The sequence below is a fragment of the Arthrobacter sp. 10T416 genome (genome assembly GCF_056394165.1).
In genome coordinates this window covers 60,659-77,793 of sequence record NZ_JBFTHI010000014.1, presented here as the reverse complement: position 1 = coordinate 77,793, position 17,135 = coordinate 60,659, and the positions used below count along the sequence as shown (strand labels likewise).

Sequence of the window (17,135 nt, the reverse complement as noted above, 5' to 3'; positions counted from 1 at the left end):
TGGTGCTGGGGACCGGGAGCAGGAGAAGAGCGCGGCGGACGCAGTCCACGCCGGAGCGAACCGGCGCCGCAGTAGGCCGCGCCGAAGCGCCCAAAGGGCCGGATCCCCGGCCGCAAGCTCCCAGCTACCAAGGAATGAGTCCCATGGCTCTCCCAGCAAAATTGCGCCCAGAACTGCGCGGCATGCCGCGGCTGGTGCGCCTCCTTATCGCTTTCACGGCCGCCCTCGTGCTGCCGCTGGCAGTCAGCGGCGCCGCCGTGGCCGGCGACGACGATTCCCCCGAGACGTGGACGGTCCAAGTCGGGTCCGAATCCTCAAACCAGGCCATTCAGGGCATGGCTTTCCTGCCCTCAAACATCTACATCAACGCCGGCGACACGGTCACCTGGGAGGCCAACTCCGCAGAGATCCACACCGTGACCTTCCTTGCGAAGGGCCAGTCCCTGCGCTCGACCCAACCGTTCAACCCCTCGCTGCCGCAGAATATCTATCAGCGCGGCGGGAAGTCCTATGACGGGCACTCGTATTACAACTCGGGTGTGATGTCCAACGTCTCAGACAGCGGTTTCAAGGCGGTCACGGAATACAGCCTCGGCTTCCCGCGCAAAGGCAATTTCACCTATTACTGCCTGGTCCACGGGATGGCCATGAAGGGGACCGTGCATGTCCGGGCAGCCGGTACCGACTATCCGTTCGACCAGTCGGCATATGACCACCAGGCGGACAAACAGGCCCGGGCCATCCTGCGGGACGGACGCGAGGCCTGGGACGCCGCGCGGGACCAGGCGGGCAAGCACACTGTGATCGCCGGGACGGACAATGGCACGTCCATGGTGATGCGCTTCATCCAGCCCCGGATCGAAATCCGGGTGGGTGAGAAGGTGACGTTCGTGAACAACGGCATGGGCGCCCCGCATACCGTGACGTTCGGCAAGGAACCCGCGAACGTGGCCGTCCCGCGGGGCAACCCCGCCAGGTTCGGCGGCGGTGACCTGAACTCCGGGATCCTGCCGCCGCACAGTAAGTTCACCGTGACCTTCACCAAAGCCGGGGAGTTCGACTACATCTGCGGCCTGCACGACTTTATGGGCATGGTGGGCACCGTGGAGGTCCGTGACTGACGGCAGCAACCGGTCAGTGACGGCATCCGGCACTGACCGGGCGGGATGCCTGCGGACTGCCTACTGCTTCCACCACGTGTCGAAGATCGTGACCGGGACGGTGCGCTTGTGCCGGGTCCGCAGGTACTTCTGCTCGATCAGCTCCGCCGCGGCGTCCGGGATCTCGCGGCCCTCGAGGTAGTCGTCGATGGTGTCATAGCTCAGGCTAAGTTCGTCCTCGTCGGTCCGGCCGGGCTGGCCGTCGAGGAGGTCTGCCGTCGGGACTTTTTCCCAGATGCGTGCAGGGGCGCCGAGTTCGGCCAGGAGGGCCCGGTTCTGGCGCTTGTTCAGGCCGAACAGCGGCAGGATATCCGCGCCGCCGTCGCCGTATTTGGTGAAGAAGCCGGTGACGGATTCGGCGCCATGGTCGGTGCCGATCACCAGGTAGTTGTGTTCCCCGGCCAGGGCGTACTGCGCGATCATGCGGGTGCGCGCTTTGGTGTTGCCCTTGTGGAAGTCGGAAATCCCGTTGCCCACGGTCTTTTCGAATTCGTCCTCGAAGCCGTCGACGGCGGCCGAGATGTTGAACGTCCACTCCGTTTTGGCCTGGATAAAGTCCAGGGCCGCCTGGGCGTCATCCTCGTCATGCTGCACGCCGTAGGGAAGCCGCACAGCCACAAAGTTGGCCTCCATGCCCTCGGCATCGAGCTCCTCGACGGCCAGCTGGGCAAGCCGGCCAGCCAGTGAGGAATCGAGGCCGCCGGAGATGCCCAGGACAAAGCCCTTGGTGTGGCTCGCCTTGAGGTACTCCTTGAGGAAGGCCACGCGTTTGCGCACCTCCCCGGCGGGGTCGATCCGGGGCTGGACGCCCATTTCCTCGATGATTTTCGCCTGGAGTTCGCGCATGAACCTCAGCCTAGCCAGCGGTGTCAACAACGCTCAACTGTTGCAGGCCCGTACCCCTCCCGCGGGCACCGCGGCAGGCGTACCGTATGGGCATGGAGACGACGGGATGCGTGGTGGCCGGCGGCGGCCCGGCCGGAATGATGCTGGGCCTGCTCCTGGCCCGGGCCGGCGTGCAGGTAACCGTCCTGGAGAAGCACGCGGATTTCCTGCGCGACTTCCGCGGCGACACAGTGCACCCGTCAACCATCAGGCTGATCGACGAACTTGGCCTGGGCGAGGAGTTCCGGCGGCTGCCGCAGAGCCGGCTGAACAGTGTGGTGTTCCCCGTCGCCGGCGGGCGGCCGGTAACGATGGGCGACTTCGGGTCCCTGCGGGCGCCGTACAACTATGTGGCCATGATGCCGCAGTGGGATTTCCTGAACTTCCTTGCCGCGGCGGCCGCAGAGGAACCCGGGTTCACCCTGCTCATGAGCCACACGGCCACGGGCCTGATCCGTGACGGTGGCCGGGTCCGCGGCGTCCGGTTCCGCGGGCCCGACGGCACGCAGGACGAACTCCGGGCCGACCTGGTGGTTGCCACGGACGGCCGGCATTCTGTGCTGCGTGACGCCGCCGGCCTGGCCACCAAACAGTTCCCGGTGCCGTTTGATACCTGGTGGTTCCGGCTTCCGCGCTATCCCGCCGAAGAAGGCGTGGTGGCCGGCCTGGTCCCGGCGTTCGGGCCGGGTGAGGCGCTGGTGGCGCTGACCCGCAACGATTACTACCAGCTGGGCTACCTCGCGCCGAAGGCCGCGGATGCCCGGATCCGCGCCGAGGGTGTCGAGGGCTTCCGACGCCGGATCGCCAGGCTGCGTCCGGACCTCGCCGGCCGGCTAGACACCATTGCGTCCCTTGACGACCTGCACTGGCTGGACGTCCGTCTCGACCGGCTGCAATCGTGGCACATCAACGGGCTGCTTTGCATCGGCGATGCCGCCCACGCCATGTCCCCGGCCGGCGGGGTGGGCATCAACCTCGCCATCCAGGATGCCGTGGCGGCGGCGGACATCCTGGCCCCGGCCCTCCTCCGCGGCAGGGTGACTGCCGGGGAGCTGAAGAAAGTGGAGCAGAGGCGGCGGCTGCCCACCGTCGTCGTGCAGGGCGTCCAGCGCCTGCTGCACCGCGCCGTCTTCGGCCCGATCATTACCGGGAAACGGTCCACGGTCCCGGCGGCGGCGCTGTTCGTCGCCCGGCACGTGCCGGCGGTCCGCACCATCATTCCCCGGTTCATCGCGTTCGGGCCACGGCCCGAACACGCGCCGGCGTTCGCCCGGCGCGCACCGCAACGCCCGGTCGCCACGGGTACCCCGGGTCTGCAGGGCGTACGGGAAGCGCCCACGGAACCGGGGCCGTACCCGACCCAACGCCCGGGCCCGGACGCGCCGGGCCCGGCCCTGGCGACGCACGCCCCCGCCGTCGGCCGCTTCCGCCGGGGGCGGACGGGAAGCCGGTCGGCCTCCTGACCGGAGCCCGGCGACATAGAGGGTTCCGGCTGGGAATCCGCCCCCGGCCTCCTACTAAACTGTTCCCCATGACCACCAGTGACTTCGCGGCCGACGCCGCTGCCGCCCGCGCCCGCCTCCTGGAACTGATCAAGGAGCTGGCCGTCGTCCGCGGCAAGGTCACCCTCTCCAGCGGCGCCGAGGCCGATTACTACATCGACCTGCGGCGCATCACCCTGCACCACGAGGCCTCCAAGCTGGTGGGCCAGGTCATGCTGTCCCTGATGGCCGAAGCCGGCATCGACTTCGAGTGCGCCGGCGGACTCACCATGGGGGCGGACCCCGTGGGCACCGCCGTGATGCACGCCGCCGTCGACGCCGGCCGCACCGTGGACGCCTTCGTGGTCCGCAAGGCCCAGAAGTCGTACGGCATGGGCCGCCAGGTGGAGGGTCCCTCGGTCGAGGGGCGCAACGTCCTGGTCCTGGAAGACACGTCCACCACGGGCGGCTCCGCGCTGACCGCCGTCGAGGGCGTCCGCAAGGCGGGCGGCAACGTCGTCGCCGTCGCAGTGATTGTGGACCGCGACACCGGTGCCAAGGAGAAAATCGAAACCGAAGCCGGCGTCCCCTACCTCTTCGCGTTCGGCAAGGATGAGTTGGGCCTGAACTAGCAGTTCGCCTTCCGCGTACATATGTGGACGGTATTTCCGCGGTGACTTATCATTTCTTCAAAACCTCACTCGGTACATCTGTACCCTCAGCTGGAGAACTGCTCTATGCTTCCGCCCCAGGAATACCCGGGCCCCCTCTCCGTCAGCACCGCGGACCAGGTCCAGAACCTTATCCTCGACAGCACGGACTTCGAGGAGTTCCTCAACGATCTCGCACGGTTCTCGGCGCACCAGGTGGCCGGCGAAGGCGATGACGCGCTCTGCGGCATCACGTTGCTGCGCGACCGCAAAGCGGCAACCATCGGCTGGAGCAGCGAGTCCGCCCGGGAGGTAGACGAAATCCAGTACCGGCTCGCGCAGGGCCCGTGCCTGACCGCCGCGCAGGAGGAACGGGAAGTTTACGTTCCTGACCTTTTCGAGGAAGACCGCTGGGGACCGGACTACGCCACCGCCGTGGCCTCGCACGGGCTCCGCTCGGTCCTTTCGGTGCCTTTCCACCTGCAGGGCGAAGCCCAGGCCGCCCTGAACCTGTACTCGGATGTGCCGCGCAAATTCGACGGCAACGTCGCCGAGCGCGCCCGTGACTACACCCGGCAGATCTCCCAGGCGCTGCGGATGGCCGTCCGGTTCTCCCTGCACACGGACAGTGCCACCAACTTGCGGGCCACCCTCGAATCGCGGACTGTGATCGACATGGCCATCGGCATTGTTATGGCGCAGAACCGCTGCGACCAGGAGACCGCTGTCCGTATCCTCACCGACGCATCGAGCCACGGCAACGTCAAGCTTCGCGACATCGCCACCTCACTGGTGGAATCAGTGGGCGGCGTGGCCACACGGACCCATTTCCAGGAACCCGGGAAACAAGCAGCCGGCTAGCCGGGACTTGTGCCCGCTCCGGCCTGCAGTTAGTCTGAGGACGGTTGAGCCGTCGGCCATAGACACTTTATTTGGAGTACCTATGGACCAGTCTCTTAACGCCCAAGTCAAGCTCGACGTCGACTCAGACGTCATCCGGATTGATGTCCGCGGCAGCCTCAACCAGAAATCCCGCCCGGCCCTGATGCTGCTGATCCAGCGCATCCGGCGCATGGGCTTTACCTCCCACATCCGCGTTGACCTCGCCCACGCCGAGTACGTGGAATCGTCAGCCCTTGCGGGCCTGCGCATCGATCTGAACGACGTCGACCTCCACGCCATTGATGCCGGCCCCGACCGGCTCGACGTCGGTACGGCCATCGTGCCGGTCCGGACCGGCGTATCGCTCGAACTGCAACTCTTCGGCGACGACTTCAACAGGGTTTTCCAGCCGGTGGATCTTTCCGGCGACATGCTGGCCTCCATTGACCGCTCCGGTACCGGCCCGCTGACCCGCTACACCAGTGACGAACTCCTCGCCGCGAGCGACTGCGTCTTCGGGAAGCTAGACGAGCCCTGGAACGGGGGACAGGCCGCCCTGCTGGCCCGTTATGACGACATCGGCTTGGAGCTGAACCGGCGCGAAGCAGGCCGTGAGCCCGAGCCGGTCTAAGCCGGCAGCCCCGCCCCTTGATCGGTTCCGGCCGCACCGGGGCCGGTGTACTGTGCGGCGAAGTAACCGTTTTGTGGGCTGATCCCGCCGTTTTTGCTGCGCCCGAACAGTGGCTACGGTAGGAGTGTGCCGGGTGAGACGGAAGAGACCGACGGGCGGGGACTCGGCGAGGCCGAGGCCCGCGTCCTCCGGCATGCCGCCGACCTCGAGCGCTTTTCACGGCGGAACTTCCTCCTGGGCGCCGGGGCGTCGTCCGTCCTGGCCGCTGACATGCTGTTCACCCGCCGCGTGCAGACAGAACGGCGAGTCAACAAGATCCTGATGGTCCCGGACGACGAGGCCGAGCTGTACTATCCGCACGCCAGCTGGTTCCTCTTCCCGGGCTACAAGACCAGCTGGGAAGAAGCCCAGTGGATCCTGAACTCTCTGCGCGGCTCGCTGAACAAACGGGGGCAACTGGCCGCCGTCGGCTACTCCAACGTGGGCCTCGACATCGACCAGATCGTGATCGCGGTCATCGAACACATCCGCGCCCGCCACCTCGACACCGTCTACTTCTACGGCCACAGCTTCGGCGGGATGGTGGCGGTGCAGGTCGCGGCCCGGTTGCTGGAACTGCACGGCGTCCAGGTGTCCTTCATCCTGCTCGACTCGAGCCCCGCCAGCAGGTCCGACGTCCTGGACCAGAGCTGGTTCGAGGGCGTGGTCTTCCTCTACGAGAGCGGTTTCCGGTTCCCCACCGTGCTGCGCGGCAGCTACGAACTCGGGGAGCGGGTGCTGAACAAACACGAACGCAGCTGGGGCCAGATCCTTGACCAGACCCTGGAGCAGCTTTCACCGATCGCTCCGTCCAGCGTGCTGATCCAGACCGAATCCGCGTATATCTACCACTTCGACCTGAACCGCTTCGTCGGCAAACTGGGTGACGCGAAGATGGCGTTCATCGGCAACCCCAAGGACCAGACGGTCAGCTACGAGACGGCCCGCGACACGTGGATGCTGCGGTTCAAGGCCAACATGGTCTCCGATTCCCTGCGCACGGACGGGGCCATCCCGGCGCATGCCAGCCCGCAGTGGAGCCCGGCTGTCTACCGGCCGCTCATCGACAAACTCGAGGACGAGTTCCTGCCGTTGCCGTCGGGCGGCGGCAAGAAGACCGCGTTCTAGCGGGAGGCGGCGCCGGCCGCCTCCGGTTGGCGGCCCGCCGGCGCCGGCTGCTCTAGATCTGGTTCTTCAGGTCCGCGACGGAGTTAAGGACCTGGTTGGGCCGGAACGGGTAGGACGCGATGTCGTCCCGGTGCGTGATGCCGCTGAGCACCAGGACGGTGTGCAGCCCGGCTTCCATACCGGCAATGATGTCCGTGTCCATCCGGTCGCCGATCATGGCCGTGGTCTCGGAGTGCGCGTCGATCTGGTTCATGGCCGAGCGGAACATCATCGGGTTGGGCTTGCCGACAATGTAGGGTTCACGCCCGGTGGCCTTGGTGATGAGCGCCGCGATCGCCCCGGTCGCCGGCATGGGGCCGTCCTTGGACGGGCCGGTGGCGTCCGGGTTTGTGGCGATGAAGCGGGCGCCGCCCAGGATCAGCCGGATCGCGGTGGTGATGGCCTCGAAGGAATAGGTCCGGGTCTCGCCCAGCACCACGAAGTCCGGGTCCTGGTCGGTGAGGATAAAGCCGGCTTCATGCAGCGCCGTCGTAAGCCCTGCCTCGCCGATCGTGTAGGCGCGGTTACCGGATTCGGAGCCGCGCACCTGATCCTTGAGGAACTGGGCCGTCGCCAGGGCTGACGTCCAGATGTTCTCTTCCGGGATTTCCAGGCCGGAACTCTTCAGCCGTGCGGCGAGGTCCCGGGGCGTGAAGATCGAGTTGTTGGTCAGGACCAGGAAGCGCTTGGAGGTGTCCACCCAGCGCTGGATGAGCTCGGAGGCGCCGGGGATCGGCTGGTTCTCGTGGACCAGGACGCCGTCCATATCGGTCAGCCAGCACTCGATCTCCTGGCCGCTGCGGTACACCGAAGACGTGGACCGCACGTCGTCGGCGTCCGAACGCTGGTCTGTCCCGTGGTCTTCGTACTGGTCCGCCATGGTGCCCTCCGCCGATAGTGTGCCGCTTCCGGTCCCAGTCTAATGTTGAGTGGTGACTGAACCCGAGACCCCCAGCGAAGCCCCCGCCGGTACCGAGGCCGCTCCGGACGGCGATCAGGAGCCCAAAGCGGAGGTCGGCGTCGGACCCTGGCAGGGGCAGTGGCCGGAGGGCGAGCACTGGGACCCGGACCTGCTCGCCGACGGGGACCGCCGCAACGTGGTGGATAAATACCGGTACTGGAAGCACGAGGCGATCGTTGCCGAGCTCGATTCCCGCCGGCACAACTTCCACATCGCCATTGAAAACTGGCAGCACGACATGAACATCGGCACCGTGGTCCGCACCGCCAACGCGTTCCTGGCCAAGGAAGTCCACATCATCGGACGACGCCGGTGGAACCGCCGCGGTGCCATGGTCACCGACCGCTACCAGCACGTCCGTCACCACCCCACCGTGGAGGATTTCGTCGCCTGGGCGCAGGACGAGGGGCTGGCCGTGATCGGGATCGACATCTTCCCCGACTCCGTCCCGCTCGAAACTTACGAGCTTCCCCGGGACTGCGTCCTGGTGTTCGGCCAGGAGGGCCCGGGCCTGACGCCGGAAGTGCACGAGGCCGCGGTGGCGACCCTCTCGATCGAGCAGTTTGGATCCACCCGCTCCATCAACGCCGCCTCCGCTGCCGCCATCGCGATGCACGCCTGGATCCGCCGGCACGTGTTCGGCCAGATAGTTTCCTGAGGCACCTATAGTCAGAACGGGTTTTGCCGTTTAGGCTCTGGCGTGTGTGGGCGCAAAGGGCGCCCGCCTAGGGGAAGACATCTCATGAAGACGGTCTCTACTTCGCAATCCCGGCGCGCCACCCGGTTCCTGGCGCTTGGTACATCCCTTGCCTTTGCCATCGGCCTGACCGCCACGGCGGCCGTGGCCGCCCCGCCGACGCCCCCGCCGTCGAATAACTCCCCGGGGTCAGTGCCGCCCTGGGCCGGTTCCCGCACCAAGACCGGCACCCCGCTGAGCAACACCACGGTCGAGGGCGAGATCTACCTGAACCTGCCCGACGCCGGAGCGGCCAAGGCGTTCGCGACGGCCGTGTCCACGCCGGGGAACCCGCAGTACCAGCAGTACCTTTCGGCTCCGGACTGGATCGCCAAATACGGGCCGGCCAAAGCCGACGTCGCGGCGCTCGTTGACTACCTGAAGGGCCAGGGCATGGTGGTCACTTCGGTCCCCGCGAGTGGTCTCTACGTGGTTTTCCGTGGCACGGTTGCCCAGATCAATGCGGCCTTCAGCACCACCGAGCAGACCTACACCTTCCAGGGCCAGAGCCTGATCGGCCCGTCCACCGCGCCCTCCCTGCCCGCGGCGCTCTCGGCCAAGGTCCTGGGGATCTCCATCGACCAGGGCCGGCTGCTGACCCGCCCCTCGCTGGCAACGCCCGGGGCGTCGGACCAGGCCCAGGCCTCCGGCAAACCGGTCGGCGCGCCGCCGGTTGACGCGCCGTGCTCGAACTACTGGGAGCAGAACAAAGTCACGGTTCCGGCAGCGTACGGCTCCACGAGGTTCGGCACCGCCATCTGCGGCTACACGCCGGCCCAGCTGCAGGGCGCTTACGGGGTAACGTCCCCGTCCGACGCCGGCGCGGGCCAGACGGTGGCGATCATCGACGCCTACGCTTCGCCAAGCATCGAATCGGACGCGAACACGTACTCGCAGAAGAACGGGCTCCCGGCCTTCAAGGCCGGGCAGTACCGGCAAATCGTGCCGGACTCCCGTATGTTCATGGACCAGGCCCTGTGCGGACAGCCCAGCGGCTGGCAGGGCGAACAGACCCTCGACGTCGAGGCCGTCCACGGACTCGCCCCGGCCGCTAACATCCTCTACGTCGGCGGCAACAACTGCGGCGCCGGAATCGACGTGGCGATGTCCACCATCCTGGACCAGAAGCTCAGCACCATCGTCAGCAACAGCTACGGCTACGTCGGGGAGGCGGTCTCGCAAAACGCGCTGCTGGGCATGCAGAACATCCACCTCCAGGCAGCCGGGGAGGGAATCGGGCTCTACTTCTCCAGCGGCGACAACGGCGACGAGAAGGCGAGCCTGGGCTACGCTTCACCGGACTTCCCGGCCAGCTCCCCGTTCGTCACGGCGGTCGGCGGGACCAGCCTGGCGGTCGAAAAGGACAACGGCTACCTGTTCGAAACGGGCTGGGGAACCACGCGGAACAGGATCGTCCCGAACGCCGACGGCACCCTCGGCTACGCCGGCGGGTTGCCGGGAGTATTCCGCTTCGGCGCCGGCGGGGGAACCAGTGCGCAGTTCGCCCAGCCCGGCTACCAGCAGGACACGGTCCCGGCCGGCCTGGCCAACGGCTACCGGGTCTCACCGGATGTCGCCTCGCTGGCCGATCCCTATACCGGCTACCAGGTGGGCCTCAGCCCCATCACCAACGACCACGTCCTGAAGACCGGCGCCTATGAAACGACGGGATACGGCGGAACCTCGCTGGCCTGCCCGCTGACGGCGGCGCAGATGGCAATCGCGCAGGCCGCCACCGGCAGGACCGTTGGCTTCGCCAACCCGGCCATCTACGCGGCGGCGAAGACCGGCAGCTCCGGAGTGCGGGACGTGGCTCCCCAGTCAACCCCGCGGGCCATGGTCTTTTCCAGCCCGATCAGTGGCAACAGCTACCTGATCGGCACGGACCACGACACGTCGCTGGAGACCGCGCCGGGATATGACGACGTGACCGGCGTGGGCAGCATGAATGTCCGCTTCGCGATGAGCATCGCCGGAGGGTAGCCGCACGGCCCCGCGGCGAACCCCGATGGGGGGCGCCAGCACACAGTGAGGAAGCGTCTGGTGCCGGGCCCGGGAACATTTCCCGGGCCCGGCTTCACGTATTCGGCTCCGGGGCACTCGTGGCTAGGATGTAGATAGCCATGTAGCTACCACTGCTTTCGACGAGGAGTCAGCATGCCCATTGCAACCCCAGAGATCTACTCCGAGATGATCGACCGCGCAAAGACGGGTGGCTTCGCGTTCCCCGCCGTCAACGTCACCTCCTCCCAGACCCTGAACGCCGCACTGCGCGGCTTCGCCGAGGCCGAGTCCGACGGCATCGTCCAGGTCTCCACCGGCGGTGCGGCCTACTGGTCCGGCGCCACCACCAAGGACATGGTGGCCGGCTCCCTGGGCTTCGCCGCGTTCGCCCGCGAGGTTGCCAAGAACTACGGCGTGAACATCGCCCTGCACACTGACCACTGCCCCAAGGACAAGCTGGACGGCTTCGTCCTGCCGCTGCTCGCCGCCTCCGAGGCCGAGGTGAAGGCCGGACGTAACCCGCTCTTCAACTCGCACATGTGGGACGGCTCCGCCGAAACCCTGCAGGAGAACCTCCGCATCGCCCGTGAACTCCTCCAGCGCACCGCCGCCGCCAAGATGATCCTCGAGGTCGAGATCGGCACGGTCGGCGGCGAGGAAGACGGCGTCGAGAACGCCATCAACGACAAGCTCTACACCACGGTCGAGGACGCCCTGGCGACCATCGACGCCCTCGGCTCGGGCGAGAACGGCCGCTACATCACGGCCCTGACCTTCGGCAACGTGCACGGCGTGTACAAGCCGGGCGGGGTCAAGCTGCGCCCGGAGATCCTCAAGGACATCCAGGAGCAGGTGGGCGCCAAGATCGGCAAAGCCAACCCGTTCGACCTCGTCTTCCACGGCGGCTCCGGCTCCTCGGACAAGGAAATCGCGGACGCGGTGTCCTACGGCGTCATCAAGATGAACATCGACACCGACACCCAGTACGCCTACACCCGTCCGGTGGTGGACCACATGTTCCGCAACTACGACGGCGTCCTGAAGGTTGACGGCGAGGTCGGCAGCAAGAAGCTCTACGATCCCCGCGTCTGGGGCGCGTCCGCTGAGGCAGGCCTGGCCGCCCGCGTGGTCGAGGCTGCCCAGCAGCTCGGCTCCACCGGCAAGACGTTCTAGCCGTGTCTGACGAGTTCCGCAAGAACCTGATGGGCCCCGAGCCCACGCTCCTGCCGGCCGAGACCGAGGTCAACGCCGGCCTGGATGCGGGCCACGAGGCCCTGGACCTGGTGGAGCAGCACCCGACGTCGTCGCTGCTCTGGGCCGTGCTGGCCGAGGAGGCGTGGAAAGAGGGCCGGACCATCGACTCCTACGCCTACGCCCGCGTCGGCTACCACCGTGGTCTGGACGCGCTGCGCCGCAACGGCTGGCGCGGCGCCGGCCCCATCCCGTGGGAGCACGAACCCAACCGCGGGTTCCTGCGCGCCCTGTACTCGCTGGGCCGGGCCTCGGCCGCCATCGGCGAGGCGGAGGAACCCGAACGGATCGAAAAGTTCCTCAAGGACTCCGATCCCACCGCCAAAGCAGCCATCGAGGCGCAGGGCTGACGGTTTAACGAACGACGGCGGGCGTCCACCTTAGGGTGGGCGCCCGCCGTCGTTCGTGGGGTAGGCCCACGCCCGCCGGGTCCCCTGGCCGAGCTTGCGAGGCGAGGGTGCGGGTGGGGACTAGCTGGCTTTGGCCAGGCCGGTCCGGGCCATGGCGTCGGCGTAAGCCACACGCATGTCCTCGAGGTACTGTTCCTGGCGGGCCGGGGTGCCGGCGAACGCGCGGCCGCTGAGGGAACGGACCTTGTAGGTCTTTAGGCCGCGGCGCCAGATCATGGGCACCTCGGTCTTGAGCAGCAGGTTGGCCAAACGGTTGGCCTCGGTGCCGTGCGCAACGATCACGGACGCACGCGGGACCAGGGCCAGGAACTTCAGCAGCGGCTTCAGGCCGGCCGAGATCTGGTCCGGGGTGAACTTGCCGTTGGGTTCGCCGCCGACGTGCCAGGGGTGCACGTTCCAGGGCATCACGTACTCCGGGCGCAGGCCCAGCTTCCACTGGACACCCAGCATGCGGGTGCCCGCTTCCTCGTCACCGGGGGTGATGAAGCCGGACGGGTCAGCGGTGCCGATGTTCGAGTACAGGCTGATGATGCGGCACTCGTCGATGTCGTGCGCGGGATCCACGTAGGGGACGGTGGTGCCAGCTTTGGCGGTCTGCAGTGCGTCGCACAATTCGTTGACCGGCGCGACATTAGCGTCGTAGCGCCGGCTGAGGAGCTGTTCGCGGAAATTTTCAGTGGCCAGGGCTGTCATGTATTGCTGGGTCTCCTGCGGGATTGGTAAAGCCGCCACACCGGCTGCGGGCACGCCAAAGGGAGGGCGCGCGGGGCCGGTGTGGTGTGAAAATGTGGTGTGGACCGATTCCTGATCGGTCCTCACCAGTCTAGCAAGCCCCGGGTGATGCCCGGCGTGTCGCCCGCCAATCCGGCGGCCGCCGGGCACCTCCGGCGGCCGCCGGCGGGTGGGCTAGCAGGGTCGACCTACCAGAGCCGCCGGCTGGCCCGCCGTGCGCCCTCGCCCAGGGCCTCGAGCTTGGCGAAGGCGATCTGCGGATGCACGCGGCCGCCGAGTCCGCAATCCGTGGAAGCAATGACGTTTTCGCGGCCCACCAGATCGGCGAAGCGGATGATACGGTCTGCCACCAGGTCCGGGTGCTCCACGACGTTGGTGGCGTGCGAGACGACGCCGGGAATGATCGACTTCCCCTCGGGGAGCCTGGTGTCCTCCCAGACCCGCCACTCGTGTTCGTGCCGCGCATTGGCGGCCTCGAAAGAGTAGGCGCCGGCGTTGACCTGGAGGACCGATCCGACGATGTCCGCGAACGGGATGTCCGTGGTGTGCGGCCCGTGCCAGGACCCCCAGCAGACGTGCAGCCGGATCTTGTCCTGGGGAAGGTCCCGCAGCGCCCAGTTGGTGGCCTCGACCCGGAGCTGGATGAACTTCAGGTAGTCCTCGAGGCTCGGCTCCGGATTGATCTGGTCCCAGCTCTCGGCCAGGGACGGATCGTCCAGCTGGACCGTCAGCCCGGCATCGATGATGGCCTTGTATTCCTCCCGCATCGCATCCGCGCAGGCGTGCAGGAGCTCCTCGTCGCTGGTGTAGTACTCGTTGGCGACCCGGGCGCAGGAACCGGGGGAGAGGGAGGCGACGAACCCGTCGGTGAGGCCGGCCGCGGCCAGCCCGGTCTTGAGGTTGGTGATGTCCGAGGCCACGAGGGCCTGCCCGGTGTAGGTCAGCGGCCCCGCGATCTTGGGCTGCGTGACGCTCTTGCGGTGGGCCAGGATGCCCGACGACGGATCGTTGTAGGCGTCGTTGAACGCCTGCCGGTCGCGGCGGTCCGGGAAGGAAGTCAGGACGATGTGTCCCGGCGAGGACCGGTGCACCTTGGCATCGGCCCAGCGGTCCACCTCAGTCGGTTCCAGGCCGCCGAGCCGAGAGAACGAGTAGTTCCACCACGCGCCGTAGTCCACGGTGCTGGACATGGTGTGCCCGTACTCGCCGTCGTTCGGGATATCGATCCCCAGGTCCTTCTGGCGCTGCACAACATCCACCACGGAGGTCTCCAGCAGGTCCAGGAACTCGGGGGTGACACCGTCGGCCTCCTTCGCCTCATTGGCGGCGATCAGCTCCGGAGTGCGCGGCAGCGAGCCGGCATGGGTAACCCGGATGTGGTCGGTATTCGGGGTCAGTGCGTTCTGGGACACGGCAGGGAATCCTTTCCATCGGTCCTGGCGGTAGCACCGTGGCCGGGCGGGCGTCACGGCGGCGCCTCTCGGGCGCCGCACGGGCGTGCGGCCGGCAGGGTTGCTGCGGCGTCAACGGTCCAGGTCCCTCGGCCGCTCGGGATGGTCCCTCCCACTCAAATCCACGCCGCGCCCCGCCGCAAGTCGTGCCCACAATGTGTCGGTACCGCCGCGGGCGAAGGTGCCGCCCGGCTTTCCCCGCCGGTGCCCTGCCGGCCGGACGCCGCGTCCACGCAGGGAGACAAAACGGTGCCGGCCGCCGTTTTCGGCTAAACTTGGGTGGTAAGAGCCCCGGACTCTGGCGTTGATGTACAGATCGTAGTGGTACTGCGCACAGCGGTAGATTCGGGGCATTCTCATGAACGGCGCTGAGCTGCGGTGACCACCTGGTGCATCACCTGCAGAGCGGCCCGAACGAATGGGGGAGGATCCCATGCCAGCAATCGTGATCGTCGGAGCCCAGTGGGGCGACGAAGGCAAAGGTAAGGCCACTGACCTGCTCGGCGGGCGGGTCGACTACGTCGTCAAGCCCAACGGCGGCAACAACGCCGGGCACACGGTTGTCGTGGGCGGTGAGAAGTACGAGCTGAAGCTCCTTCCGGCCGGCATCCTGAGCCCGAATGCGGTCCCGGTGATCGGCAACGGCTGCGTGGTGAACCTTGAAGCCCTGTTCCAGGAGATCGACGGCCTCGAAGCCCGCGGCGCGGACACCTCCAAGCTCCGCGTCTCCGCCAACGCCCACCTGGTGGCGCCCTACCACCAGGTCCTGGACAAGGTCACCGAACGGTTCCTCGGCAGCCGCGCCATCGGCACCACCGGCCGCGGCATCGGCCCGGCCTACATGGACAAGGTGGCCCGCCTCGGCATCCGGGTCCAGGACGTTTTTGACGCGTCCATCCTGCGCCAGAAGGTCGAAGGCTCGCTCCGGCAGAAGAACGAGCTCCTGGTCAAGGTTTACAACCGCCGCGACATCGAAGTCGACGAGATCGTGGAGTACTTCCTGTCCTACGCGGACCGCCTCCGCCCCCTGGTCATCGACAGCACCTTCGTGCTGAACAAGGCGCTGGACGAGGGCAAGGTGGTCCTGATGGAGGGCGGCCAGGCCACGTTCCTCGACGTCGACCACGGCACCTACCCGTTCGTGACCTCCTCGAACCCGACCGCCGGCGGCGCCTCCGTGGGCTCCGGCATCGGCCCCACCCGGATTTCCCGCTCCATCGGCATCATCAAGGCGTACACCACCCGGGTGGGCGCCGGACCGTTCCCGACGGAGCTGTTCGACGACATGGGCGTGTACCTGCAGAAGACCGGCGGCGAATTCGGTGTCAACACCGGCCGTCCGCGCCGCTGTGGCTGGTACGACGCCGTCCTGGCCCGCCACGCCTCCCGCGTCAACGGCTTCACCGACTACTTCGTCACCAAGCTGGACGTGCTGACCGGCATCGAGCAGATCCCGGTCTGCGTGGCGTACGACGTCGACGGCGTCCGGCACGATGAGATGCCGATGACCCAGACCGAGTTCCACCACGCCAAGCCGATCTTCGAGTACTTCGAGGGCTGGACCGAGGACATCACCGGCGCCCGCACCCTGGACGACCTGCCGGAGAACGCCCGGAACTACGTGCTGGCCCTTGAGAAGCTCTCCGGCACCCGCTTCTCGGCGATCGGCGTCGGACCGGACCGCGACCAGACGATCGTGGTCAACGACCTCATCAACGACTAGCGGCTCGACAGGATCCCCGGCGCTCCGGCAGGCGGACTCCGGCGGCCAGACGACGGCGGCGGCCCACCCCACGGTGGTCCGCCGCCGTCGGCGTTTAAGCCGCGGAGCCCGGGAATTCCCGGCATTGCGGCCGTCCATAGTACGGCCCTCCGCCCCGCCCTGCGGCCGGCCGGCGGGGCCCAAAAAAGAATTTTGAATCCTGCGTAACCTTTTGGACCCTCCCGGCGATTACCTCTTTGTAAGCGCCGCCCGGAGCCCTGGTCCCCCCATCAGGTCCGGCCGGCCTTGTAGCGAAAGATCCGAGGAGCGCCTGCCCCCATCAGGCGCCCGGGACTTCGAGTGAAAGATCCGACGGGCGCCTGCCCCCATCAGGTGCCGACTGGACTTCGACTGTAAGCGCCGGCCGGCGCCTGCCCCCATCAGGTGCCGGCCGGCCTTCAACCAACCAAAGGATGTACGTTTTTCATGAAGAGTGTTAGCAAGACCACCAAGATTGCTGTCGGCGCCGCTATTCTCGCGGTCGGAGGCTTCTCCGGAATCGGGCTGGCCAACGCCGCCCAGATGTCCAGCACCCAGCAGGCTGAAGTGAACCACGCTACGCCCGCCACCCCGGCTGTTCCGGCAACCCCCGCGCTGCCGTCGGCCCCGGCCACCCCTGCTGTTCCTGCGGTTCCCGCAGTGCCGGCCACCCCGAACGCTGACGGCTCCGCCAAGGGCGACGCCGACGTCGAGGGTACCGACGGTGCCGCTGAAGGCTCTGTCTCCGCTGACAAGGACGGCGTCACCGTTGACGGTGCCGCCAACGCCAAGGGCGCTGCTGAGGCCAAGGCCCACGCCGGCGTGACCGTCGCTACCCCGGCTGTTCCCGGTGCCAAGGGCGTCCCGGCCACCCCGGCCGTGCCCGCTGTTCCGTCTGCTGAGCAGCCGAAGCTCAACAAGTAGCACGAAAGCGCCTCCTTTCGGAGGCAACGG

16 protein-coding genes are annotated in these 17,135 nt (G+C 67.4%); 12 read left to right on the top strand and 4 right to left on the bottom strand.

Annotated features, from left to right (window positions below):
• Positions 1 to 143: 143 nt before the first annotated feature.
• Positions 144 to 1,121 (top strand): plastocyanin/azurin family copper-binding protein, encoded by a 978-nt coding sequence (locus tag AC1DBE_RS14215; protein WP_476970927.1) that lies wholly within the window; start codon positions 144 to 146, stop codon positions 1,119 to 1,121.
• Between the two features lie 60 nt (positions 1,122 to 1,181).
• Here AC1DBE_RS14215 and nadE read toward each other — a convergent pair whose 3' ends face one another.
• Complete coding sequence (nadE, locus tag AC1DBE_RS14210) at positions 1,182 to 2,006, bottom strand: ammonia-dependent NAD(+) synthetase (RefSeq protein ID WP_476970926.1); 825 nt, start codon at positions 2,004 to 2,006, stop codon at positions 1,182 to 1,184.
• Positions 2,007 to 2,098: 92 nt separating this feature from the next.
• Between nadE and AC1DBE_RS14205 the strand changes: the two genes are divergently transcribed.
• The 5 genes from AC1DBE_RS14205 (at position 2,099) to AC1DBE_RS14185 (ending at position 6,856) form a co-directional block, all read left to right on the top strand.
• A complete protein-coding gene (locus AC1DBE_RS14205) occupies positions 2,099 to 3,508 on the top strand; it encodes an FAD-dependent oxidoreductase (RefSeq protein WP_476970925.1) in 1,410 nt (469 codons plus the stop codon).
• Between the two features lie 68 nt (positions 3,509 to 3,576).
• The gene (gene pyrE, locus AC1DBE_RS14200; RefSeq protein ID WP_476970924.1) at positions 3,577 to 4,158 is read left to right on the top strand and encodes an orotate phosphoribosyltransferase; all 582 of its coding nucleotides are present in this window, start codon (positions 3,577 to 3,579) and stop codon (positions 4,156 to 4,158) included.
• Between the two features lie 105 nt (positions 4,159 to 4,263).
• A complete protein-coding gene (locus AC1DBE_RS14195) occupies positions 4,264 to 5,037 on the top strand; it encodes a GAF and ANTAR domain-containing protein (protein ID WP_476879866.1) in 774 nt (257 codons plus the stop codon).
• Between the two features lie 82 nt (positions 5,038 to 5,119).
• Entirely contained in the window at positions 5,120 to 5,689 is a 570-nt protein-coding gene (locus AC1DBE_RS14190) for a hypothetical protein (RefSeq protein ID WP_476970923.1), read from the top strand.
• Positions 5,690 to 5,815: 126 nt separating this feature from the next.
• Positions 5,816 to 6,856: a thioesterase domain-containing protein gene (locus AC1DBE_RS14185; protein ID WP_476879242.1), complete on the top strand. Its 1,041-nt coding sequence runs from the start codon at positions 5,816 to 5,818 to the stop codon at positions 6,854 to 6,856.
• Between the two features lie 52 nt (positions 6,857 to 6,908).
• Here AC1DBE_RS14185 and AC1DBE_RS14180 read toward each other — a convergent pair whose 3' ends face one another.
• Positions 6,909 to 7,775, bottom strand: coding sequence for an HAD-IIA family hydrolase (locus tag AC1DBE_RS14180; protein ID WP_476970922.1), 867 nt, complete (start codon positions 7,773 to 7,775; stop codon positions 6,909 to 6,911).
• A gap of 52 nt (positions 7,776 to 7,827) precedes the next feature.
• Between AC1DBE_RS14180 and AC1DBE_RS14175 the strand changes: the two genes are divergently transcribed.
• The 4 genes from AC1DBE_RS14175 to AC1DBE_RS14160 all read left to right on the top strand — a co-directional run bounded on the left by AC1DBE_RS14175 (position 7,828) and on the right by AC1DBE_RS14160 (position 12,197).
• On the top strand, positions 7,828 to 8,514 hold the full coding sequence (locus AC1DBE_RS14175; protein WP_476879244.1) for a TrmH family RNA methyltransferase: 687 nt from the start codon (positions 7,828 to 7,830) through the stop codon (positions 8,512 to 8,514).
• An 84-nt stretch (positions 8,515 to 8,598) separates the two neighbouring features.
• A complete protein-coding gene (locus AC1DBE_RS14170) occupies positions 8,599 to 10,575 on the top strand; it encodes a S53 family peptidase (protein WP_476970921.1) in 1,977 nt (658 codons plus the stop codon).
• Positions 10,576 to 10,749: 174 nt separating this feature from the next.
• On the top strand, positions 10,750 to 11,769 hold the full coding sequence (fbaA, locus tag AC1DBE_RS14165) for a class II fructose-bisphosphate aldolase (RefSeq protein WP_476879246.1): 1,020 nt from the start codon (positions 10,750 to 10,752) through the stop codon (positions 11,767 to 11,769).
• Positions 11,770 to 11,771: 2 nt separating this feature from the next.
• The gene (locus AC1DBE_RS14160) at positions 11,772 to 12,197 is read left to right on the top strand and encodes a DUF3151 domain-containing protein (protein WP_476879247.1); all 426 of its coding nucleotides are present in this window, start codon (positions 11,772 to 11,774) and stop codon (positions 12,195 to 12,197) included.
• Between the two features lie 120 nt (positions 12,198 to 12,317).
• Here AC1DBE_RS14160 and AC1DBE_RS14155 read toward each other — a convergent pair whose 3' ends face one another.
• Both AC1DBE_RS14155 and AC1DBE_RS14150 read right to left on the bottom strand, forming a co-directional pair.
• Positions 12,318 to 12,950 (bottom strand): uracil-DNA glycosylase family protein, encoded by a 633-nt coding sequence (locus AC1DBE_RS14155; protein WP_476879248.1) that lies wholly within the window; start codon positions 12,948 to 12,950, stop codon positions 12,318 to 12,320.
• 227 nt (positions 12,951 to 13,177) lie between these two features.
• Positions 13,178 to 14,386: a cobalamin-independent methionine synthase II family protein gene (locus AC1DBE_RS14150; protein WP_476879252.1), complete on the bottom strand. Its 1,209-nt coding sequence runs from the start codon at positions 14,384 to 14,386 to the stop codon at positions 13,178 to 13,180.
• A 487-nt stretch (positions 14,387 to 14,873) separates the two neighbouring features.
• On the opposite strand from AC1DBE_RS14150, the gene AC1DBE_RS14145 reads away from it, so the two are divergent.
• Complete coding sequence (locus AC1DBE_RS14145; RefSeq protein ID WP_476879249.1) at positions 14,874 to 16,163, top strand: adenylosuccinate synthase; 1,290 nt, start codon at positions 14,874 to 14,876, stop codon at positions 16,161 to 16,163.
• Positions 16,164 to 16,628: 465 nt separating this feature from the next.
• The gene (locus AC1DBE_RS14140; protein ID WP_476970920.1) at positions 16,629 to 17,105 is read left to right on the top strand and encodes a hypothetical protein; all 477 of its coding nucleotides are present in this window, start codon (positions 16,629 to 16,631) and stop codon (positions 17,103 to 17,105) included.
• Positions 17,106 to 17,135: the final 30 nt, after the last annotated feature.

Excerpts from the sequence above, each read along its gene's own strand:
- AC1DBE_RS14215 (WP_476970927.1), top strand. The coding sequence starts at position 144 with ATGGCTCTCCCAGCAAAATTGCGCCCAGAACTGCGCGGCATGCCGCGG.
- nadE (WP_476970926.1), bottom strand. The coding sequence starts at position 2,006 with ATGCGCGAACTCCAGGCGAAAATCATCGAGGAAATGGGCGTCCAGCCC.
- AC1DBE_RS14205 (WP_476970925.1), top strand. The coding sequence starts at position 2,099 with ATGGAGACGACGGGATGCGTGGTGGCCGGCGGCGGCCCGGCCGGAATG.
- pyrE (WP_476970924.1), top strand. The coding sequence starts at position 3,577 with ATGACCACCAGTGACTTCGCGGCCGACGCCGCTGCCGCCCGCGCCCGC.
- AC1DBE_RS14195 (WP_476879866.1), top strand. The coding sequence starts at position 4,264 with ATGCTTCCGCCCCAGGAATACCCGGGCCCCCTCTCCGTCAGCACCGCG.
- AC1DBE_RS14190 (WP_476970923.1), top strand. The coding sequence starts at position 5,120 with ATGGACCAGTCTCTTAACGCCCAAGTCAAGCTCGACGTCGACTCAGAC.
- AC1DBE_RS14180 (WP_476970922.1), bottom strand. The coding sequence starts at position 7,775 with ATGGCGGACCAGTACGAAGACCACGGGACAGACCAGCGTTCGGACGCC.
- AC1DBE_RS14170 (WP_476970921.1), top strand. The coding sequence starts at position 8,599 with ATGAAGACGGTCTCTACTTCGCAATCCCGGCGCGCCACCCGGTTCCTG.
- fbaA (WP_476879246.1), top strand. The coding sequence starts at position 10,750 with ATGCCCATTGCAACCCCAGAGATCTACTCCGAGATGATCGACCGCGCA.
- AC1DBE_RS14155 (WP_476879248.1), bottom strand. The coding sequence starts at position 12,950 with ATGACAGCCCTGGCCACTGAAAATTTCCGCGAACAGCTCCTCAGCCGG.
- AC1DBE_RS14145 (WP_476879249.1), top strand. The coding sequence starts at position 14,874 with ATGCCAGCAATCGTGATCGTCGGAGCCCAGTGGGGCGACGAAGGCAAA.
- AC1DBE_RS14140 (WP_476970920.1), top strand. The coding sequence starts at position 16,629 with ATGAAGAGTGTTAGCAAGACCACCAAGATTGCTGTCGGCGCCGCTATT.